Here is a 20,641-nt window from a genome sequence, read left to right as displayed (position 1 = left end):
CTCGGCCGTCGGGCCCTTCTGGCCCTGCGCGATGTCGAAGGTCACCTTCTGGCCCTCCAGCAGCTCGCGGAAGCCCTGGGCGGCAATGTTCGAGTAGTGGGCGAACACATCAGCGCCGCCGCCGTCCTGCTCGATGAAGCCGAAGCCCTTTTCCGCGTTGAACCACTTCACGGTACCAGCAGCCATGTCATTTCTCCTTCGGGGCAGTGCATCGGGATCCGCCCTGTGCGGACCCGGTGTCGCCGCGATGATCACCCCGCCCGGAAAAAGAAACCGGATAACAAAAGCGCTTCCCGTGGCACAGGCGCCGACCGGAGAGCACTCGAAGTTTTGGGAACCACAACTGCAACTGACATCGACAGTAGCACGCCGCAGCGGCCGGTGTACGGTGAAGAATCCCACTCCACTTAATGCAGGAGAGAATCTGTCTGCCCGTTCCGTCGGAATCTCAGCTCGCGGGCACAGATATTGACCCAGCCGGAGCGTAACGTTTCGGGAAGCATTGGGGGCGCACCCAGCGTAAGGGCCGCTCCCCCGAGGGGTGGTGCGGGCGGGCGCGGAGATCAGGGTGGCGCCGGCAAGCGACACGTCTCCGGCGCACGCGCGGCAGCGGCCATACAGAGACCATCAAGGACCAGACCGTGCCTCTGGACGACCTTCACCAGCGGAAACGCGTCCTGAGGCAGGTGGTGCAGCTGGGCGACGACATCGTTGATCTGCCGATGTTGTTCCTCGACCCGGGCCGTCAGTTCCTCGCCATCCGGCTGCGACGGTACGACAGACCGCCCCGACGCATCCGCACCCCGTCATCCCGTCATCCCGCGGAGGCCTCCCGGGAATTTCGCCCACCTAACTGCCCGTGACACGGGCGATCCGGCCGTCGGCCAGCAGGACTCCCGGTCCGCGCCCGTCCACACCGCAGTTGTTCGACACGACCTCCAGGCCGGTGGTGCCCTGGGCGTGGAGTGCCCGGATGAGCACGCCGGGGATGCCGCTGAGGCCGAAGCCGCCGACGGCCGGCGACGCGCCGTCGGGGATGTCGACGACCGCCTCGGCGGCGCTCGCGCGGACCCTGTCCTGCGTGGTCGCCGGTTCAGGCGTCCGTGCGCAGGGCGTCGGAGATCGACTTGGCACCGCCGTGCGCGGTGAGTCCACCGTCGACCGGTATCTCGGCCCCCGTGATGAAGGACGCCTCGTCGGAGAGGAGGAAGACGACGAGCGGGGTGATCTCGTCGACGGTTCCGGTCCGGCCGAGCGGTGTCTCGCGGACGTTCGCCTCTCGGAAGCCTGGCGCCGCGGAGGCGGTCATGTCCGTTTCGATGAAGCCGGGGTGGACGATGTTCACGCGGATGCCGACGGCCCCCAGTTCCATGGCGGCGGTCCGCGACAGGCCGCGCAGCGCCCACTTGCTGGCCGTGTAGGCGACCGGGTAGTGGCCGGTGAGCGCCGCGGACGAGCCGACGTTCACGATCGAGGAGCCGGGTGGCATCAGCGGGGCAAGGTGCTGGATGCCCAGCAGCGGGCCGGTGACGTTGACCGCATGGACCCGGGCCATGTCCTCGGGGCGTACGTCGTCGATCCGGGCCCGCCAGGTGACGCCCGCGTTGTTGACCAGGCCGTGCACCTGCCCGTACGCCTCACGCAGGTCGGCGGCGAGTTCCGCCCAGTCCTTCTCGTTCGTGACGTCGAGACGGCGGCAGCCGGGGGACTCCGAGACGTCGGTGGCGATGACGCGGGCGCCCTCGCGGGTCAGCGCCTCGGCCTCGGCGGCTCCCTGGCCGCGGGCGGCGCCGGTGACCACGACGACCTTGCCGAGCAGCCTCCCCCGGCCTTCGGCCGGGAGGTGCCCCCAGGGGTGGAGGTCGGTCACGGACGCTCCCGGGGGCGGCGTCGGGCGACGGGAACGGTCATGGGGTCCGGGCCGGCCACCACGGTGTTGGAGACGGAGCCGATGCCCTCGACGGTGAGGGTGACCGTGTCGCCGGGCTTCAGGGGAGGCGGGGACTGCTCACCCCGCACGCCCCACAGCTCGGCGAGGCAGCCGCCGTTTCCGCAGGTCCCGGAACCGAGGACGTCGCCGGGGCGGACGACGGTGCCGCGTGAGGCGTAGGCGGCCATCTCCTCGAAGGTCCAGCTCATGTTGGACAGCAGATCCTTGCCCACGACCTCGCCGTTGATCTCGGCGGTGAGCGCCAGGCGCAGGAAGCCGTCCGCGTCGCGGTACTTCCCCAGCTCGTCGGCGGTGACCAGGTAAGGACCCAGCGTGGTGGCGGTGTCCTTGCCCTTGCAGGGGCCGAGGCCGACCTTCATCTCGGCGGACTGCAGGTCACGTGCCGACCAGTCGTTGAAGACGGTGTAGCCGACGATGTGGTCGCGGGCCTGCTCGGGCGTGAGGTCGCGGCCCTCCTTTCCGATCACGGCGGCGACCTCCAGCTCGAAGTCGAGCACGCTCGACCCCGGCGGCATGGGGATCTCGTCGTGCGGCCCGTACATCGCGTAGGGGTTGCCGAAGTAGAACGTAGGGGCCGCGTACCACCGCTCCGGTACCCCGGCAGCCCCGTCCACGGACCGCCGTACGCCCTCGACGTGTTCTTCGAAGGTGACGAAGTCCCGTACGGTGGGCGGCTGGAGCGGCGCCAGCAGTCGTACGTCGGAGACGTGGGGGCCGTCCGGGACGTCGAGGGTCGCGGAGCCCGCGTCGAGCAGTTCGGGCAGGCCGCCGCCCTCGGCGAGCAGGCCGGTCAGTGAGCTGACGCCGGGCAGGGGGTGGAGCGTGCCGTCCTCTGAGACGACGGCCACGTGGCGTCGGTTGCGGTACTCGTACGCGGCGAAGCGCATGGCGGTTTCCTGTCGGCAGTCGGCGTGAGGGGTGGCACGAAGGCCGGGGATGCGGCATGGGAGTCAGGGCAGTTGACAGGGCAACCGCACCCCCGGGGACTGAAGGCTCCGCCGATCAGACCGGCGGAGCGACGAAGACGCCGCGGTCGACGTCGTTGAAGGACTCCTTGGTGACCAGTTCGTTCATGGGGTTGGCGGTACCCCACTGGTCGGTGACCTCGGGCTTGGAGAAGTCGTAGACGTGCGGGTGCCAGGTGTCCTCGTCCAGCAGCTCCAACTCCGTCGTGTACTCCACCGTGTTGCCGTGCGGGTCGAGGAAGTAGGTGAAGGTGTTGTCACCCGCCACGTGCCGGCCCGGCCCCCAGATCTTGCGGGCGCCGGAACGGATGACACGGCCGGAGCCGCGCATGTACTCGTCGATGCCGCGCATCTCGAAGGAGATGTGGTGCAGCGAGGTGTGCGGGCCCTTGGCGATGGCCATGGAGTGGTGCTGGTTGCTGATCCGCATGAAGTGCATGACGTCGCCGATGTGCGGATGGCCGAGCGTGTCGGACAGCCGGAAGCCGAGGTGCTCCTCGTACCACGCCTTGGTCTTGTCCAGATTCGGCGAGTTGAGCACGACGTGCGACAGCTTGACCGGGATCGACTCCCTCTCCTCGATCTTGCGGTGCTGCCGCACCTCGACGTCGGCCAGGACCTCGATGGTGCGCCCGTCGACGTCGAAGAAGCGGAAGCCATAACCGCCGCCGGGTGTTTCCACCTTGCCCGGCTGGGAGATCAACGGCACGTCCCCGGCGAGGAGTCGCTCGGCGAGCGTGTCCACGTCGGCCGGGCTCGCGGCACCGTAGGACACGAGGTCGAGACGCTTCTCCTCGGCCTTGCGCAGCCGGACGACGTACTGCTCCGGGCTGCCCTCGGCGGCCAGGAAGGAGATGCCGGAGTCCTCGGCGACCTTGGTCAGGCCCCAGACTCCGGCGTAGAAGTCGAGTTGCTTGTCGTAGTCCGGCACGGCGAGGTCGACGTGGCGGAGGTGGGTGAGCAGGCGGTTGTTCATGGGGGGCTCCTCAGACGAGGTCGAGCAGAGCGGCGGCGTTTCCGCCGCGGACGGAGTGGAAGTCGGTGTCGGGCAGGTCCGCGGCGCGCAGCGCGCCGAGCGGGTCGTCGGTGCCCATGTCGAAGGGGAAGTCGGAGCCGAGCAGGAGCCGTTCCGGGCCGACCGCTCGCAGCAGCTCCCGTAGCACCTGAGGGTCGTGGACCAGGGAGTCGAAGTACAGCTGCTTCAGATAGCTGCTCGGTTCCCGCTCACAGTCCCGGGCGTCGGGACGGGCCCGCCAGGCGTGGTCGGAGCGGCCGATGTGGGTGGGCAGGTAGCCGCCGCCGTGCGCGGCTATCAGCTTCAGGCCCGGGTGCCGGTCCAGGACACCGGAGAAGATCAGGTGGGAGAGGGCGACCGCGTTCTCGGTGGGCTGGCCGACGGTGTTGGACAGGTACCACTGGTCCAGGCGCTCGTCGAGGGAGCAGCCGAACGGGTGCAGGAAGACCAGGGCGCCTGTCTCCTCCGCACGGGACCAGAAGGCTTCGTACGCCGGGTCCGACAGTTCGTGGCCAGGCGCGTGCGAGGAGATCTCCACGCCCCTCAGCCCCTGCTCCAGGGCGTGGTCGAGCAGGCCGACCACGAGGTCGGAATGCTGGAGCGGGACCAGGCCCAGGCCGTGCAGGCGGTCGGGAGCCTTCGCACAGTGTGCGGCGGTGCCCTCGTTGGCCAGTCGGCAGACCTTCTCGGCCAGTCGGGGCTCGGCCCAGTAGTGGTAGTGGGACGGCGAGGGGCTGACCAGCTGGATGTCCACGCCCTGCGCGTCCATGGCCGTCAGGCGCACCGCGGCGTCCGTCAGCTTCGGCACGCGCGCGCCGACCATCGGACCGTTCACTGCCAGGGCCGCCGGGCCGTTGCGGCGCGCGTCGAGGGCGCGGGCCTCGGCGAGACCGGGATGACCGGCGACGGCCGCCTCGACCTGCGGGAGCAGGAGGTGGGCGTGGACGTCGATGGTCGGCGCGGAGGATGCGGTGGTGGTCACGGGCGCTCCTTGAGGAGGTTCATGGTGCGGCCGACCAGCCCGGCCATGTCGGCGTCGCGCACACCGTCCAGCTGCCACTGGCCGATCTGCAGGGACGCCTCGACGACGGTGCGCACCCGGGGCATGCGGCGGTCGTGGTAGGCCTGGAGCAGCTCGTCGTCGCAGTCCCGGCCGTCGGCCACGGCCCCGCTGAGCAGCTCCGCGAGGACGAGGGCGTCCTCCAGCGACATGGCCGCGCCCTGGGCCATGGTGGGCGGGCAGCAGTGGGCGGCGTCGCCGATGAGCACGACCCGGCCCCGGTGCCAGGAGTCCTCGACCAGCAGGCGGTCGAACCAGGTGTAGTTGACCTTCTTCGGGTCGGTGATGTGCTCGGTGATCTCCGGCCAGACCCCGCCGTAGCTCTGCGCCAGGCGGCGCATCTCGTCGGCGTAGGTGGCCGGGTCGATGGAGGCGCGGTCGCGGCACCCTTCGACGACGTACGCGTAGATGGTGTTCTCGCTGGTGGGACAGTAGCCGGCGATGTAGGCGGGGCCGCCGTAGGCGAGGTCGGTGCGCGTCACCCTCTCGGGCCGCGGGGCGGCGATGCGCCAGATGGCCATACCGGTCGGCTCGGGTTTGTCCGTGATGCCGATCGCGGCGCGGGTGGCGGAGTTGACTCCGTCGGCGCCGATCACCAGGTCGTAGCGGCCCTCGCTGCCGTCGCTGAAGCGCACCGACACGCCGTCGGCGTCCTGCTCCAGCGCTTCGGCGGTGATGCCAAGGCGAACGCCGGCGCCGGAGGCGCGGACCGTGTCGATGAGGATCTGCTGCAACTGGGGGCGCTGCATGCCGAGGGTGGCGGGCAGGTCCTCGCCGCCGGTCTGGATGTCCTCGGCGACGAACAGGACGGTGCCGTCGGGGGTGGTCACGCCCAGCGAGCCGAAGGCGTATCCGGAGGCTTTCACCCGTTCCCACACGCCCAGTTCGCGCAGGACCCGCAGGGCGTTGCCCTGGAGGGTGATGCCGGAGCCGGTGGTGGCGTTCCAGTCCGGCTTGGCCTCGATCAGGTCGACGGCGATGCCGGCGCGGCGCAGCAGGATGGTGACGGCGTTGCCTGAGGCGCCCCCGCCGATGACCAGGACGGTGGGTGTGCCCCCGGCCGGAGGCTGGGAGAGAGTGCGGCTGTCAGCCATGTCGGGGATTCCTCCCGGGGTTGGGCCGCGCGACTTCGGGCGGCGGGGGCTGCGGCTCGCCCGCCGCGAGTGCGGGCCAGAGGTGGGGACGGGTCACCCGGCGAAGCGGGTGGAGCGGTGGGGGGCCGGATGCGCCGCTGCTGTCCGGGGAACGGCGCATCCGGCAGTGGTGCGGGTTACTTGACGGCGATCGGGTTGACCGGGGAGCCGACGGCTCCGGTGATGGGGAGCGGAGCGGCGGTGAGCCAGAACTCGTACACGCCGTCGTCGGCGCAGTCGGCGGCGAGTGGGTCGAGGTCCCACATCTCGCCGATCAGCAGGCCCATGTTGGGGATGACGACCTGGTGCAGCGGCTGGAAGGCGCCCTCGAACTCGTTGGGGCGGACCTCGAAACCCCAGGTGTCGGTGGCGATGGCGGCGATCTCGGTGCCGTGCAGCCAGCCGGCGGTGGTGAACGACAGGCCGGGCGCGGGGCCGCCCGCGTAGTCGCCCCAGCCGTCGCGGCGGGCGCGGGCGAGACGTCCGGTACGGACGAGGACGATGTCGCCGGGGCCGACGGTCACCCCATGGGCCTCGGCGGTCTGCTCGAGGTGCTCCTCGGTGATGGCGAACCCGTCGGGCAGTTCGCCGTCCGTGCCGACGACCAGGCCCACGTCCAGCAGCACGCCGCGTCCCGCGACGTACGGCGCCATGTGCTCGATGCCGGTGACAAGGTCTCCGTCGGAGGTGACCACCTGCTCGGCGGCCCGTCCGTTCCACGCCTTGCCGTGGTCGAAGATGTGCCCGAGGCCGTCCCACTGGGTGGAGCACTGCAGCGGCATCGCGATCACGTCGTCCGCGCCGCCGATGCCGTGCGGGAAACCCTGGTTGCCCAGTGCCGCGTCGGTCCCCGTGTCGAGCATGGTGTGCACCGGGTTGGTCCGCCGGCGCCAGCCCTTCTGCGGGCCGTTCATGTCGAACCGCTGCGACAGTGAGAAGCTCACGCCGCGGCGCACGAGCGCCGCGCCCTCGCGCCGCTTGGCCTCGTCGAGGAAGTTCAGTGTGCCGAGCACGTCGTCCTCACCCCAACGCCCCCAGTTGGAGTACGCCTTGGCGGCCTCGGCTATCGCGCCCTCCGGGTCGCGGCGGTCCAGGCTCATGCCGTTCCCTCCGCGACACAGCGGGTGCGCTGCACACCCAGACCGGTGATGGAACCCTCCATGACGTCGCCGTCGCGCAGCAGGCGTCCCCAGTGGATGCCGTTGCCGGCCGGGCTTCCGGTCAACACCAGGTCACCGGGCAGGAGTTGAGCCGTCTGCGAGGCGTACGACACCAACCGGGCGACTCCGAAAAGCATGTCCTTGGTGGACTCGTCCTGCATGGTCTCGCCGTTCAGCTTGAGCGTGATCCGCAGGTCACCGGTGTCCGCGATCGACTCCGCAGGTACGAGCCACGGGCCGAGCGGCGTGAAACCGGGAGCGTTCTTGCAGCGCAGCCAGTCGGTGCCGATGGCCTTCATGTCCCGGCGGAACACGGTGGCGCGGTCGGTGAGGTCGTTGGCGATGGTGTACCCGGCGACGTACTCCAGGGCCTCCTCGACCGTCACCCGGTAGGCGGGCTTGGCGACGACGGCCGCCAACTCCAGCTCCCAGTCCGGCTTTTCGGCCCAGGCGGGCAGGACCACGTCGTCGTAGGGGCCCGTGATCGCGCTGGGCAGGCCGATGAACACGTAGGGCAGGTCCTCGGCGGCCCGGCGGTCCATGACCGCGGCGATCTCCGCTCGTGCCTCCTCGACGGTGCGGGGGTCGTCGGGAGAACGGTGGGCGACCTCCAGATCGATCACGTGCTGCCGGTAGTTGGCGCCGGACTGAAAGATCTGCCGCGGCTCGATGGGGGCGTGCACCCGCAGGCCCTCCAGTGGCAGCCGGCCGAGGGAGTCGTCGTCCGCCAGGGTGCGCAGGACGGGGAGGGTCTCCTCCCACCGTTCCAGGACTGCGCGCAGATCCGACGGCGCCCAGTCCACGGCGCTGCGCAGATCGAGTACCCGGTCATCGGCCAGGAGGCCGGGAAACGACTCCCCGTCCTGAGCGGAGAACGTGCCGAGCGCGAACGGGCCGGCTGATTGCGCGAGCATTGCCATCAGATTTCCTCCTGCGGGGTTGGGTCTACTCTGACCCCGATCGGCCAATCACAGAAATCAATCCTGTGGATGTGTCGAATCCACGTCATGGATGACTCTCGTCGCTAGGTGGTTGCCGGTGAACCTGTCCCGACTCGACCTCAATCTGGTCCTCGCCCTTCGCGCGCTGCTGGAGGAGCGCAATGTCACCCGGGCCGGCGAGCGCATCGGCCTCAGCCAGCCGGCCATGAGCGCCGCGCTGTCCCGGCTGCGCCGCCATTTCGACGACGAATTGCTCGCACGCACCGGCAACGCCTACGAGCTGACTCCGCTCGGCGCCGCCCTGCGCGACCGCAGCGCCACCGCGTGCGACCTGCTGGAGCGGGTCTTCTCCAGCCAGGCCGACTTCGACCCGGCGGCGGAGTCACGTGAGTTCACCCTGCTCGCCTCCGACTACGGGGCGGCCGTGTTCGGTGCCGCACTCGCCCGCACCCTGCACGAGGAGGCGCCCGGCATCCGGCTCACCTTCCAGCACCCGGCACCGTCCGTCGTGGAGAACACCGCCGCGGTGCTGAGCACCGTCGACGGACTGCTGATGCCGCACGGCGTCATCGACGGCTTGCCCGCCGTCGACCTCCACCAGGACCGCTGGCTGTTCCTGGTCGCCGACGATCACCCCGAGATCGGCGACGAACTCTCCCTGGACCAGCTGGGGCGTCTGCCCTGGGCCGTCTACCAGCGTCCCTACGACGCCCCGGCCGCCCGCCAGCTCAGCATGATAGGGATCAGTCCCCAGGTGGAGGTGTCCGTGCAGACCTTCCAGCTGCTGCCCCTCATGGTCGAGGGCACCCGCCGGATCGCGATGATCCAGGAGCGCCTGGCGCGCAAGGCCGTCCGATCGGCCGCGGTGCGCGTCCTGCCCTGCCCCTTCGAGGCGGTACCGGTGCGGGAGGCGATGTGGTGGCACCCGGTGCACGCTCAGGACGCGGGCCACATCTGGCTGCGGCAGAAGGCCGCGGATGTGGGCGCGACGCTGGCGGGCAACGGCTACAGCCACGGCAAGGGCCCCGGGAAGGCCGTGCCCGACGACCAGAGCGCGGGGGTTGCCGCCGGGCCGGCTCTGACCGGGCCCGGCGGCAGCCCGTGATCGACGCGCTCTCAGCGGTCTTCCCGTACGCCCTCAGGCCAGCTGCTCCGGCAACGGCCGGGGATCGGCGGCGCCCACCCGGCGGCGGGCCGCCCACAGCCCCGCCGCGACGAGGGCGGCGGCCAGCCCCAGCACGCCCACCGCACCGGCGAGACTGCCGGCCGCGGACTCCCCGGCGAGCAGCACCAGCGGGCAGATGAACTCACCACCGAAGAAGGCCGCCGTCCACAGCCCCGTCCCGCGGCCGCGGTCCTCGAAGGCCAGGCGGGACATGGCACTGGTGAGAAGGGCTGGCAGCAGCATGCCGGTGCCCACACAGTTGACGACCGCCCCGATGACCAGCAGCGGGGCATTGCCCGCGAGGAACATCACCCCGAAGCCGACCGCGCAGACCGCGAAGACTGCGGGCAGCATCGGGGCGGGAGAACGCTTGAGCCGGGCGAAGGTGACCGCTCCGCCCACGGTCGCGGCACTGGCGACCGCGGTGGCCAGTCCGATCACGCCGGTGTTCTCCACCCCGAGGTCGTCGAGCAGGTACGACATCTCCACCGGGACGGTGTAGAAGACCATCGCCCCGAAGAAGGTGAGGGCACAGATGCCGCCCAACTGCCGCCAGGGGAACGAGCGGCCGGCCTCCGTCTCGGCCGGAGTCTCCTCGCCGTCCGCACGGGCCGCCGGGTTGGGCAGGGCGGTCGCCATCAGCGGGGCGAGCGCCAGGCTCACGGCGTAGACCCAGAAGGGCACGCGCCAGCCCGCCGATCCGGCGGCGCCGCCGAGCACGAAGAAGACGGTGGCCGACGCGGAGGCGCACATGGTCTGCAGGGCGAGGTACTTCACCCTCCGGTGACCGCTGTAGTAGTCGCCGATCAGAGTCGTGCAACAGGTCATGATCGCGGCCTCGGCGACTCCGACCAGGGCGCGGCTGGCGATGATGCCGCCCAGCGAGTCCAGCCACAGCGGTGCCGTGCCGAACAGCGCGTACAGGACGGTCGCCACGACCAGCAGGCGCTTGCGGCCCACCCGATCCACGATCACCCCGGCGAACGGGGCCAGCAGCGCCAGCGCCAGCGCCGGGACGGTCAGCGCGAGGGGCACCAGCGCCTTGGCCTCCGGGACCGACGCGAAGTGGTCCTGCATCTTCGGCAGGACCGGGGCGATCAGCACCGCCCCCAGGATCGGCAGACAGCTGCCCGCCATCAGAAGGGTCACCCGCAGCAGATGGGCCGGGCCCGAGACGGCGACGGCTGACGGAGTGGTGGCATCGACCGCCGCGTGAGGCGGCGGGGGCACGGAACCGGGCATGGCGACTCCACGGGGCGGTGTAAGGGAGTGGGCATGCCTCACGGGCGCCGACGGCGCACGGCATGCTGGGGAAGCCCGCACGCCGGCGCCATCCGGACAGCGGCGTGCGGTAGCGACGACTATGGGGGCGCCAAAGCGCCGGTGCCATCCCCTGCGCGATCCGAATCCCGTATCCGGGTTATCCACGCTGTGGATGGGATGGCCAACCTCACGCAGACGGAAGACGTGCCCGACCCTTCCTGCCGCAGCGGTGTCCCGGAGCTCGGTCGTCCCGGCCTCCGGGACACCGCCGACAGGCGGCGACGGCGACGACCGCGACCACCGCATGCATCACCATCAGCGCGCCGACGGCCAGCGGCCCACTGCCGGGCGTACCGCCACCGAGCAGGGGCAGGTCGTCTGCTCGGCTCGGCCGCCGACCCCGAGGACGCCGTGCAGGACACGTTCCTGCGCTGGCAGGCCGCAGACCGCGAAGGGTTTGAGGTCCCGGAAGCGTGGCTGACCAAGGTCGTCACCAATCCCTGCCTCGACCGGCTCCGCTCGGCGTCGCAGACACGGTGCGGCTGCGCCGTGGGGTGCCCCCGCTTCGGGTGCTGCTCCGTTTCGACCACCGAGGCCGTAGCTGGATCCAGCGGCCGACGACAGCAGGGGGGTTCGCCGCTGTTCGCCATCCATGCCCCATGGCCAGGGAGTGACGATCTCGTCGATCTTGAGGAACACCGGTGCCGCTAGGTCTGCACGGTCGGCCTTGACGAGCGCACAGGCAAGGAGGTTGAGGTCGGCGAGGGCGGCCGCGGTCCCCGGGAAGTCCGGCGACAGCAGGTCGCGTAGGGCACGGTCCAGGACGCGCGTCGCCTGGGGCTGGGTCCAGTACCGGGCTGCTTCCAGACCCGACAACTCCGGGGACGGATAGCCCAGCACTTGAAGGCAGGCTTCCCGGTTCCAGGCGTCGCGCTTACGGATCTCCTCCCAGACAGGGAGGATGGCCTCACGCGGTCGCCCGTGAAGGCGGAGCAGTCCGGGTCTGATCACCCAGGGGATCGGGTCGTAAGGCGGCAGTTGGGCCGCACGGCGGCACAGGGCCAGGGTTTTTTCGGGGTCGATGGCCGCGCCGCCGGTCGACCAGTCGGGATCGGCGGCCGCGCGGCGCAGGCGGCTCCACTGGGACCAGGCGTGCAGAACCGTGGCGTCGGGATTCGAGGGGCTGTTCGACGGCCTGGGTCATCTGCTCCTCGGGCTCAAAGGCGCCCGGCCGTAGGGAGATGACCGGCGTGCCGTGGGTGGCTCGGGAGGTCACGGTGTACGAGCTCCACGGCGTCGACGAGCAGTCCGGCGTCGAGGCGGACGGCGAGGCGCGCGGCTACTTCGTTGCCCTCGACGGTGGCGGGGACGAGGACTGCTGCCGGGGAGGCTTCGCGGGCGGCGAGCTCAAGGGCGCCCACTGTCGGGGTGACGACGTAGTCGTCGGCGTCGGCCGACTCCACGGCGTAGATTCTGGTGGCTCCGTGGCGCGCCAGCTCCTCCTTGAGCCGCGCGGACAGGCCGGTGGCGCTCACCACGACGGCAGCGGGTTCGCCCAACCGCCGTGCGGCGGCAAGCAGTTCGAAGTGACGCTGCGCGGTCTCCAGGAGGGCTGCGCGGTTGCGCTGGACGTCCGCGCGGGGCTTGCGCCCCCGCAGTTCACCGGCGCTCAGGCGCCCTCCTGCCCGTACTGATCCTGCGGCCACATCAAAACGGATGGAGCCTCCGCATGCATTCGAGACTAAAACGGAGGCGGCATCCGGTCAAATCGGCGGCCCGACCACGGAGCGCGGACAGCACAGGAGCCGCTCTGTCTGGCCGCAGTGCGCGGAGCAAGAGCCGTGCGAAGCCGGGCGGGCGCGGTGCCGCACTTCCTGTCCCGACGACTTTCGGCGTCTGGACCGTGACCTGCTTGCTCGGCCACTCCTGCGCCGAGCCCCGACCCGTCTCCCGGCCCAGGATGTCAAGAGGTGAGCTGCTGGTGCCCTATGACGGAGAGCAGTTCGAGTTTGCTGTGGCTCTCGGCGCCGGGGCGGGTGGTCAGCACCACCAGGGTCTGGGCGCGGTTCTCGGTGTACAGAAGCTGGGCGTCGACGTCGATACGGCCGAGTTCGGGATGGAGGATGGTCTTGCAGTCGTCGTAGCGTTGGGCGACCTCCTGGAGTTCCCACATGCGGACGAACTCGGGGCTGTGTTCCTGGAGTTCGGCGAGGATCCGGGCGGCGCGGGGGGTGTCGCTGCCCGCTGTCAGCGCGGCCCGCAGGCGCGCTGCCTGGGCACGACCGTGGCGTTCGTGACTCTCCTCGGGAACCCACAGCCGCTCGGCCGGGTCCATGAACCAGCGGTAGAAGCCGCTGCCGGCCAGACCGGTGTGGCGGGTCTGGTCGCCGAGCAGCGCCACGGCCAAGGGGTTCATCGCGAGAGTGTCGACCAGGTCGGTCTGCACCAGGGCCGGGGTGTCGTCGAGGCTGTCCAGGACCCGCATCAGCGTTGGGCTGACATGTTCGGAGCGATGGCAGCGGGCCGGGGCGTTGTGGCCGATGAGGACGAAGAGATGGTCGCGTTCGTCCAGGGTCAGCCGCAGCGCCCGGGCGAGAGCCGCGGTGATCTGGACAGAGGGCTGCGGAGCACGCTGTTGCTCCAGCCGGGCATAGTAATCGGTCGACATGCCGGCGAGCTGCGCGACCTCCTCGCGGCGCAACCCCTGCGTACGCCGGCGCGGCCCCTCGAGCAGCCCTACGTCGCGGGGCCGCAACGTCTCACGTCGGTGGCGCAGGAATTCCGCCAGTTCCTTCTTGTCCATGCCGCCCATCCTCGCCGCAACCCGCCCGGCTAACCAGAGACCACCGATCCATGGCTGAGCCACCCCTCTCCCACCCGCGCGAAGCCGCTCGTACGGCTGACTGGCCGACGCGAGGGCGCGCGCGGCGAGACGACCCGATGATCGCCCCCTGCATGACCCGCTGGGGTTCGCTGGCTGTCGGCGGTGCGCCGCAGGCCGTCGGCATGGAAGGCGGACTGCGGCGACGGACTCCGTCGAGGACCCCTGATGCTTTGCACGGCCCCCGGGCCTCATCGCCCGGCCTGGCCGATAGGACGAGGTTCGTCGTGTGACGGCGCTCGCCTGCTGTTGTCCCGCGCCTGCCACAGGTCGGTCAGCCGCCGCTGATCATGGCAAGGACGTCGTCGTAGGAGCCGTTGGCGTGCGCGTCGCGGATGAACCTGGCGCGCTCGACGACAATCTCCTTCGCGTCGGGCTTCTCGCGCAGCAGGTCGAGAGCCTCGGTGAGGAAGTCGTCCAACGGCATGGATTGATCGTTGTCCTGCTGGTCCATCAGGGTCGTGCGCACGCCCGGCGGGACCACCTCGATCACCTGGACGCCGGAGTCAGCACCGGCGAGCTGGATGCGGAGGCTCTCGGAGAAGGAGTGCAGCGCGGCCTTGGTCGCGCTGTAGGTCGGGGTGCTCTGATACGGGACGAACGCCAGCGCCGAGGTGACGTTCATGACGACCGCGTCGTCCTTGCCCACCAGCAGCGGCAGGAAAGCGTACGTCATCCGGATCGTGCCAAGCAGATTGGTCGCGACGTGGTCCTCGGCGACCGGGAGTCCGGCCGGGTCGAGGAGGTTCTCCCGCAGCATGATGCCGGCGTTGTTGACCAGGACGTTCAGCCCCGGGTGGCTCGCCGCCACGGTCTCACGGGCCCGGGCGATCGAGTCGGGGTCCGCCACATCGAGGACGAGCGCGTCGATGCCCGCGTGCTCGGCCGTGATCTCGTCGAGGAGCTCTTTGCGCCGGCCGGCGACGATCACCTTGTTGCCGGCCTCGTGCAGACGCAGGGCCAGACCGAGGCCGATGCCCGAGGTTCCGCCGGTGATCAGGATCGTGTTGCCGGTGATCTTCATGGGGGTCTTGCTCCTTCGGTACGGCGGGCCGGTGAGCGCCCGCAACCTCGACCGTAGGGGCGCCCGCGCAGGGGCGGGAGAGGACGGCTTGTCCATGGATCGGCGGTCCCTGGCTGAGCCGTGGAAGGCGCCCCTGCCGGTCAGCGCCATCAGACCGGGCGCAGGGAGCCGCCGGTAGGAGACCCCGGTCGCCAGGATCACAGTCTGTGCGGTCACGACGGATCGGTCGATGGACCGCAGCACCCGCGCGGGACCTGGCCGGCTCCAGCGTCCCCGAGCCTGCGCGGCAGCACCGGATACGAACTCATCACTCGCATCCTTGCAGGCCATCGGCGTCTTTCTGTCGTCAGGACGTCAGATCACCCAATCCCGCTGAACAGCCGGGGTCGGCCCGAGGAACGGGCAATCACGGACGGTCCTGCGGTCTTCCCTGCGGCCCGATGCCGGTGGTGGTCGGACGACGGTCTGCACCGTGCCCGGTTCTGGACCTCGCTGCGCGGCATACGGCCATGACCATCGTTTGGCCGCCGGTGAGAAAGCGGTCGTAGGGCTGCTGGACGGCAACGCGGGCTAGTGCATCAGCCGGTTCCCCCCGGTGTGCTGTCAGCGCTTCACTCCAGCACGTTCGCGCGCCGGTGCGGGGGATCAGACCCCACCTCCATCGAACGGATACCCCTCAGCCACTACCGGGCGGCCTGACCAGCCCCTCAACTCTCCTGACGCCCCATCGGAACGAGCGTCAAACGAGCGTCACGAGCGTCATTTCAGCGTCAGGATATCGCCCGTAACGCCCACACCGCACATCATGCGCACAGGAAAAGCCGCAGGTCAGGAGCCCTTGGCCACCGGTTCAAGGATCGCCACGCACTCCACGTGATGCGTCATCGGAAACAGGTCGAACGCCCGCAGCATCCGTACCCGGTACCCCCCGTCCCGGAAGTACGCCAGGTCGCGGGCCAGGGCCGCCGGGTCGCAGGCCACGTAGGCGATGCGGCGGGCGCCCAGGGACGTCAGGTGTTCCACCGTCCTGCGGCCCGCGCCCGCGCGGGGCGGGTCGAGGACGATGAGGTCGACCTCGGTGATGCCGGTACGCGGGAGGACCGACTCCACCTTGCCCTGTTCGACGCGGACCCGCGGGAAGTCCGCGAGGTTGTGGCGCGCGTCCTCGACCGCCCGCTTGCCGGACTCGATGCCGAGCACCGCCCCCTTCTCGCCGAGGCGGTCCGCGAGGGCCCCCGCGAAGAGGCCGACACCGCAGTACAGGTCCAGCGCCATCTCGCCCTTGCGTGGGAGCAGGCCCTGCATGACCGCGGTGACCAGGGTGTCCGCCGCCTTCGGGTGGACCTGCCAGAAACCGCCGCTGCCGACCCGGTGGGTGCGGCCGTCGGCACGCTCGCGGACGAAGGCGCGGCCGTGGACGCGGTGGATGCCGCCGTCGTGCTCGTCGACCCGCATGACCGAAACCGGCCGGTCGAGTTCGACGAGGGGCAGCCGGGCGCCGGGACGGGGTTCCAGGATCACCATGCGGTCCTGGGAGCCGGTCGCGGCGATCGCCTCCACCGAGGCCATGCCGGACCAGTCGCGCTCCTCGATGCCCAGCTCGCTGACGCCCGCCGCCGCGATCATGCAGTGCTCGATGGGCTCCACCTCGTGCGAGCGGTGCCGGCGCAGTCCCGCGTTGCCGTCGGCGTCGACGGCGTACTGCACCCGCGTCCGCCACTGCGGCACCTCCCCCGCCGGCAGCTTGTCGCCCTCGGCGGGCATGACCGTGCCGTCCCAGCCGACGTCCTCGGGCGAAAGACCCGCGAGCCGCCGCAGCTGTTCGGCGATCACCTCGCCCTTGAGACGGCGCTGGGCGCCCGGCTTGGCGTGCTGCCAGTCGCAGCCGCCGCAGCGGCCGGGTCCCGCGTAGGGGCAGGGTGCCTCGACCCGGTCCTTGGACGCGTCCACGATGTCGACCGCGTCCGCGCGCAGGAACCGGGCCCCCTCCTCGCCTTCGGTCACTCTCGCCACGACCCGCTCGCCGGGCAGCGCGTGCCGGACGAACAGCACCTGGCCCTCCGCGGTCCTGGCGATGCAGTGCCCGCCGTGCGCGACCGGGCCGACCTCGACCTCGTACTCCGTCCCCACCAGCGACTTCTTCGGTTCTGCCTGCATGGCGGGATGACTCCAGATCGAGGGGAGGGAGAACGGCCCGGGCATGGACCGACGACAGCCCACCAGTCTACGCGGTCGCCCGGACCTCCCGGTCAGCTCCCGCTGTGCTCCTTCGGCCGGTGCTCCGCGGGACCGCGCCGCACCGCACCCGGGGCGTTCCACTCCTGCCGCTTGCGGGCCCGCTTCTTCGCCGCCTCGGAGGACGCCAGCTGGTAGGGCACGGAGGTCACCATCACGCCGGGCGTGAAGAGCAGCCGGCCCTTCAGCCGCAGGGCGCTCTGGTTGTGCAGGATGTGCTCGTACCAGTGGCCGACGACGTACTCCGGGATGATCACGGAGACCGCGTCCCGCGGGGACTGGGCGCGCAGGCCCTTGACGTACTCGATGATCGGCCGGGTGATCTCGCGGTACGGGGAGTCGAGGACCTTGAGCGGCACGTCTATCCCGCGCCGCTCCCACTCCTCGCGCAGCGCCTTCGTCTCCGCCGGGTCGACGTTGACGGTGAGCGCCTCCAGGGTGTCGGAGCGCATCAGCCTGGCGTAGGCGAGGGCCCGCAGGGTGGGGCGGTGGATCTTGGAGATCAGGACGACGGAGTGCACCCGGGACGGACGGACCAGGTCGTCGTCGGGTTCCTCGGGGGCCACGATCTCCTCGGCGACCCGGTCGTAGTGCTTACGGATCGCGGTCATCGTGGCGTAGAAGATGCACATGCCGAGCAGCGCCACCCAGGCGCCGTGGGTGAACTTCGTGACCAGGACGACGACCAGCACCAGGCCGGTGAAGAAGGCGCCGAAGGCGTTGATCGCGCGGGAGCGCATCATGTGGCTGCGCTTGGCCGGGTCCTGCTCGGTGGCCAGGTGGCGGTTCCAGTGCCGGACCATGCCGGTCTGGCTGAGCGTGAAGGACACGAACACGCCGACGATGTACAGCTGGATGAGACGGGTCGAGTCGGCGCCGTAGATGACCACCAGCAGCGCGGCGGTGCCGGCGAGCAGCACGATGCCGTTGGAGAAGGCGAGCCGGTCGCCGCGGGTGTGCAGCTGGCGCGGCAGGTAGCGGTCCTGGGCGAGGATCGAGCCGAGCAGCGGGAAGCCGTTGTACGCGGTGTTGGCGGCGAGGAAGAGGACGAGGGCGGTGGCGGCGGCGAGCAGCACGAACAGGAAGCTGCCCTTGCCGAAGACGGCCTCGGCGACCTGGGAGATCACCGGGTTCTGGACGTAGCCCGAGCCGATCGGGACACCGTCCCGGATCAGGTCGGTGGCCGGGTTCTCGGCCATGCGGACCTTGGTGGTCATGGCGAGCGCGATGATGCCGCAGAACATCGTGACGGCCAGCAGGCCCATCATGGCCAGCGTGGTCGCCGCGTTCTTCGACTTCGGCTTGCGGAAGGCCGGGACGCCGTTGGAGATCGCCTCGACACCGGTGAGCGCGGCACAGCCGGAGGAGAACGCGCGCAGCAGGAGGAAGACCAGGGCGAAGCCCGCGAGGCCCTGGTGCTCCGCCTTGATGTGGTAGTCCGCGGTCGGGGCGCGCATGGTGTCCCCGAGGACCAGGCCCCGGAAGGCACCCCACGCGATCATGATGAAGACGCCGCCGACGAACACGTACGTCGGGATCGCGAAGAGCTTGCCTGACTCCTTCACGCCGCGCAGGTTCATCAGGGTGAGCAGCACGATCACGGTGACCGCGCAGAACACCTTGTGCTCGACGACGAAGGGGACCGCGGAGCCCAGGTTCTCGATGCCGGAGGCGATGGAGACGGCGACGGTCAGGACGTAGTCGACGAGCAGGGCACTGGCCACCGTGAGGCCGGCCTTCGCCCCGAGGTTGGTGGTGGCGACCTCGTAGTCACCGCCGCCGCTCGGGTAGGCGTGGACGTTCTGCCGGTAGGAGGCGACCACCGTGAACATCAGCACGACGACCGCGACGGCGATCCAGGGGCTGAAGTGGTAGGCCGACACGCCCGCGATGGACAGGACCAGCAGGACCTCCCCCGGCGCGTAGGCGACGGAGGACAGCGGGTCGGAAGCGAAGACGGGGAGTGCGATGCGCTTCGGCAGGAGCGTTTCGCCCAACCGGTCGCTGCGCAGTGCGCGCCCGATCAGGATCCGTTTGGGCACGTCGGTCAGTTTGGACACGAGAGAGGATCGTAGGCCTTCCGCCTGGCAGGTCTCCAGCCGCGGGGCCGGATCTGCCTCACGGGTGAAAAAGGAGACGTGAGGAACTGCGGATTCCGCAGCCTACGCCCGATCCGTGCCTAGATGGCAGATCCCGCCCGTCATCGCACTTCGGAGGTCATATGCCCGCTGCCGCTGAGCTGATCGGCGCCGCGGTCGCCCTCGTCGGCCTCGGAATCCTCACCGCCTGGAGCGTGCGCAGCATCACTCGCCGGTGACCGTGTCCGAAGGGTGCCCGGCCGGGACGGTGCGTGTGTAGCTTGGGCATCGGTCTGAGACCCTGATGTGGCTGAGCAGTAACTTTTGGACACCGGAAGGACGGTCGTGCACATCGTCATCATGGGCTGCGGCAGAGTGGGTTCCGCTCTCGCCCAGACCCTGGAGCAACAGGGGCACACGGTCGCCGTGATCGATCAGGACCCCACCGCCTTCCGCAGGCTGGGACCGGGGTTCGGTGGCCGCCGGGTCACCGGGGTCGGCTTCGACCAGGACACCCTTCGCGAGGCGGGCATCGAGGAGGCCGGCGCCTTCGCCGCCGTCTCCAGCGGCGACAACTCGAACATCATCTCGGCGCGGGTCGCCCGCGAGATGTTCGGCGTGGAGAACGTCGCCGCCCGGATCTACGACCCCCGCCGCGCCGAGGTCTACCAGCGCCTCGGCATCCCGACCGTGGCCACGGTCCGCTGGACCGCCGACCAGATGCTGCGCCGGCTGCTGCCCTCGGGCGCGGAGCCGTTGTGGCGCGATCCCACCGGCGGGGTCCAGCTCGCCGAGGTGCACGCGTCCCCGAAGTGGGTCGGGCACAAGATCAGCAAGTTGCAGGAGGAGACGGGGGTCCGGGTCGCGTTCCTGACCCGGCTCGGGGAGGCGATGCTGCCCACCTCGCAGACGGTGCTGCAGGAGGGCGATCTGGTGCACGTGATGATGCGGACGGACGACGTCGACAAGGTCGAGGCCGCCTTCGCCGGGGGCCCGGACGAGGAGGGCGGTCACTGATGAGGGTCGCCATTGCCGGGGCCGGTGCCGTCGGCCGCTCGATCGCGGGCGAGCTGCTGGAGAACGGTCACGAGATCCTGCTGATCGACAAGGCCCCGACCGCCATCTCGGTGGAGCGGGTCCCCCAGGCGGAGTGGCTGCTGGCCGACGCCTGCGAGATCACCTCCCTGGACGAGGCCGCGCTCCAGCGCTGCAACGTCGTGATCGCCGCGACCGGCGACGACAAGGTGAACCTGGTCGTCTCGCTGCTCGCGAAGACGGAGTACGGCGTCCCGCGCGTCGTCGCCCGGGTGAACAACCCCAAGAACGAGTGGCTGTTCAACGAGTCCTGGGGCGTGGACGTCGCCGTCTCCACCCCGCGTCTGATGTCGGCGCTGGTGGAGGAGGCGGTGAGCGTCGGCGACCTGGTCCGCCTGCTGCGCTTCAGCCACGGCGACGCCAACCTCGTCGAGCTCACCCTCCCCGAGGAGTCGGCCCTGGCCGGCACCCAGGTCGGTGACGTGGAGTGGCCCGAGGACACCTCCCTGGTCACGATCATCCGCGGTACCCGGGTGCTCACCCCCTCTCGGGAGGACTCCCTGGAGGCGGGCGACGAACTCCTCTTCGTGGCGGCCCAGGCCCGCGAGGAGCAGTTGGAGGACCTGCTGTCGGTACGGCGCGAGGACGGCTGACGACGCGGGCAGACACGCAGGAAGGGCGGGATAAAGACGTCGGCCCATCGTATGCGGGTGGTGTCGCGGCGATCACGCCGAC

Annotated in this window: 17 protein-coding genes and 2 pseudogenes; 4 read left to right on the top strand and 15 right to left on the bottom strand. The window is 70.4% G+C overall.

The features are described from left to right. The 9 genes and pseudogenes from ABZ646_RS17400 to ABZ646_RS17360 all read right to left on the bottom strand — a co-directional run. Positions 1-186, bottom strand: a 186-nt coding sequence (locus ABZ646_RS17400) for a cold-shock protein (RefSeq protein WP_360519279.1), incomplete at its 3' end; no start/stop codon positions are given. Between the two features lie 666 nt (positions 187-852). Then, positions 853-1,134 (bottom strand): annotated as a pseudogene (locus ABZ646_RS17395) (CoA-transferase); the annotation flags it as partial. Then, positions 1,094-1,870, bottom strand: a complete 777-nt coding sequence (locus ABZ646_RS17390; RefSeq protein ID WP_360519275.1) for an SDR family oxidoreductase — start codon at positions 1,868-1,870, stop codon at positions 1,094-1,096. The pseudogene ABZ646_RS17395 and the gene ABZ646_RS17390, both read right to left, overlap by 41 nt. Then, positions 1,867-2,838 (bottom strand): fumarylacetoacetate hydrolase family protein, encoded by a 972-nt coding sequence (locus ABZ646_RS17385; protein ID WP_360519272.1) that lies wholly within the window; start codon positions 2,836-2,838, stop codon positions 1,867-1,869. The genes ABZ646_RS17390 and ABZ646_RS17385 overlap by 4 nt, the downstream gene beginning before the upstream one ends. 115 nt (positions 2,839-2,953) lie before the next feature. Continuing rightward, on the bottom strand, positions 2,954-3,892 hold the full coding sequence (locus tag ABZ646_RS17380; protein WP_360519269.1) for a VOC family protein: 939 nt from the start codon (positions 3,890-3,892) through the stop codon (positions 2,954-2,956). A 10-nt stretch (positions 3,893-3,902) separates the two neighbouring features. Continuing rightward, positions 3,903-4,913, bottom strand: coding sequence for an amidohydrolase family protein (locus ABZ646_RS17375; RefSeq protein WP_360519266.1), 1,011 nt, complete (start codon positions 4,911-4,913; stop codon positions 3,903-3,905). Beyond that, the gene (locus ABZ646_RS17370; RefSeq protein ID WP_360519263.1) at positions 4,910-6,085 is read right to left on the bottom strand and encodes an FAD-dependent oxidoreductase; all 1,176 of its coding nucleotides are present in this window, start codon (positions 6,083-6,085) and stop codon (positions 4,910-4,912) included. The genes ABZ646_RS17375 and ABZ646_RS17370 overlap by 4 nt, the downstream gene beginning before the upstream one ends. A 176-nt stretch (positions 6,086-6,261) precedes the next feature. After that, positions 6,262-7,224, bottom strand: a complete 963-nt coding sequence (locus ABZ646_RS17365) for a cyclase family protein (protein WP_360519260.1) — start codon at positions 7,222-7,224, stop codon at positions 6,262-6,264. After that, complete coding sequence (locus tag ABZ646_RS17360; protein WP_360519257.1) at positions 7,221-8,204, bottom strand: fumarylacetoacetate hydrolase family protein; 984 nt, start codon at positions 8,202-8,204, stop codon at positions 7,221-7,223. The genes ABZ646_RS17365 and ABZ646_RS17360 overlap by 4 nt, the downstream gene beginning before the upstream one ends. Positions 8,205-8,322: 118 nt before the next feature. Between ABZ646_RS17360 and ABZ646_RS17355 the strand changes: the two genes are divergently transcribed. Continuing rightward, complete coding sequence (locus ABZ646_RS17355; protein ID WP_360519254.1) at positions 8,323-9,330, top strand: LysR family transcriptional regulator; 1,008 nt, start codon at positions 8,323-8,325, stop codon at positions 9,328-9,330. A 33-nt stretch (positions 9,331-9,363) separates the two neighbouring features. Here ABZ646_RS17355 and ABZ646_RS17350 read toward each other — a convergent pair whose 3' ends face one another. Next, positions 9,364-10,632, bottom strand: coding sequence for an MFS transporter (locus tag ABZ646_RS17350; protein WP_360519251.1), 1,269 nt, complete (start codon positions 10,630-10,632; stop codon positions 9,364-9,366). Between the two features lie 396 nt (positions 10,633-11,028). Here ABZ646_RS17350 and ABZ646_RS17345 point away from each other — a divergent pair. Next, a pseudogene (locus tag ABZ646_RS17345) lies at positions 11,029-11,178 on the top strand (sigma factor); the annotation flags it as partial. A gap of 692 nt (positions 11,179-11,870) precedes the next feature. Here ABZ646_RS17345 and ABZ646_RS17340 read toward each other — a convergent pair. The 5 genes from ABZ646_RS17340 to ABZ646_RS17320 form a co-directional block, all read right to left on the bottom strand. Beyond that, positions 11,871-12,359 (bottom strand): hypothetical protein, encoded by a 489-nt coding sequence (locus ABZ646_RS17340; RefSeq protein WP_360519248.1) that lies wholly within the window; start codon positions 12,357-12,359, stop codon positions 11,871-11,873. A 257-nt stretch (positions 12,360-12,616) separates the two neighbouring features. Continuing rightward, the gene (locus tag ABZ646_RS17335) at positions 12,617-13,456 is read right to left on the bottom strand and encodes a helix-turn-helix transcriptional regulator (protein ID WP_360519245.1); all 840 of its coding nucleotides are present in this window, start codon (positions 13,454-13,456) and stop codon (positions 12,617-12,619) included. Positions 13,457-13,808: 352 nt separating this feature from the next. Beyond that, positions 13,809-14,774: an SDR family NAD(P)-dependent oxidoreductase gene (locus ABZ646_RS17330; protein ID WP_360519242.1), complete on the bottom strand. Its 966-nt coding sequence runs from the start codon at positions 14,772-14,774 to the stop codon at positions 13,809-13,811. 612 nt (positions 14,775-15,386) lie between these two features. After that, entirely contained in the window at positions 15,387-16,715 is a 1,329-nt protein-coding gene (locus ABZ646_RS17325; RefSeq protein ID WP_360519239.1) for a TRAM domain-containing protein, read from the bottom strand. Between the two features lie 92 nt (positions 16,716-16,807). Next, entirely contained in the window at positions 16,808-18,853 is a 2,046-nt protein-coding gene (locus ABZ646_RS17320) for an APC family permease (RefSeq protein WP_360519236.1), read from the bottom strand. A 363-nt stretch (positions 18,854-19,216) separates the two neighbouring features. Here ABZ646_RS17320 and ABZ646_RS17315 point away from each other — a divergent pair, with 363 nt between their 5' ends. Together ABZ646_RS17315 and ABZ646_RS17310 are read left to right on the top strand one after the other, a co-directional pair. Next, positions 19,217-19,888, top strand: a complete 672-nt coding sequence (locus ABZ646_RS17315) for a TrkA family potassium uptake protein (RefSeq protein WP_133028074.1) — start codon at positions 19,217-19,219, stop codon at positions 19,886-19,888. Continuing rightward, a complete protein-coding gene (locus ABZ646_RS17310; protein WP_360519233.1) occupies positions 19,888-20,559 on the top strand; it encodes a TrkA family potassium uptake protein in 672 nt (223 codons plus the stop codon). Before ABZ646_RS17315 ends, ABZ646_RS17310 begins: the two co-directional genes overlap by 1 nt. Positions 20,560-20,641: the final 82 nt, after the last annotated feature.

This window comes from Streptomyces sp. NPDC007162 (assembly GCF_040634175.1).
Lineage (GTDB): Bacteria > Actinomycetota > Actinomycetes > Streptomycetales > Streptomycetaceae > Streptomyces.
The sequence above is the reverse complement of the archived record's forward strand: the minus strand, read 5'-3'. Positions and strand labels throughout refer to the sequence as shown.

Excerpts from the sequence above, each read along its gene's own strand:
- ABZ646_RS17350 (WP_360519251.1), bottom strand. The coding sequence starts at position 10,632 with ATGCCCGGTTCCGTGCCCCCGCCGCCTCACGCGGCGGTCGATGCCACC.
- ABZ646_RS17360 (WP_360519257.1), bottom strand. The coding sequence starts at position 8,204 with ATGGCAATGCTCGCGCAATCAGCCGGCCCGTTCGCGCTCGGCACGTTC.
- ABZ646_RS17335 (WP_360519245.1), bottom strand. The coding sequence starts at position 13,456 with ATGGACAAGAAGGAACTGGCGGAATTCCTGCGCCACCGACGTGAGACG.
- ABZ646_RS17370 (WP_360519263.1), bottom strand. The coding sequence starts at position 6,085 with ATGGCTGACAGCCGCACTCTCTCCCAGCCTCCGGCCGGGGGCACACCC.
- ABZ646_RS17310 (WP_360519233.1), top strand. The coding sequence starts at position 19,888 with ATGAGGGTCGCCATTGCCGGGGCCGGTGCCGTCGGCCGCTCGATCGCG.
- ABZ646_RS17325 (WP_360519239.1), bottom strand. The coding sequence starts at position 16,715 with ATGCAGGCAGAACCGAAGAAGTCGCTGGTGGGGACGGAGTACGAGGTC.
- ABZ646_RS17380 (WP_360519269.1), bottom strand. The coding sequence starts at position 3,892 with ATGAACAACCGCCTGCTCACCCACCTCCGCCACGTCGACCTCGCCGTG.
- ABZ646_RS17365 (WP_360519260.1), bottom strand. The coding sequence starts at position 7,224 with ATGAGCCTGGACCGCCGCGACCCGGAGGGCGCGATAGCCGAGGCCGCC.
- ABZ646_RS17385 (WP_360519272.1), bottom strand. The coding sequence starts at position 2,838 with ATGCGCTTCGCCGCGTACGAGTACCGCAACCGACGCCACGTGGCCGTC.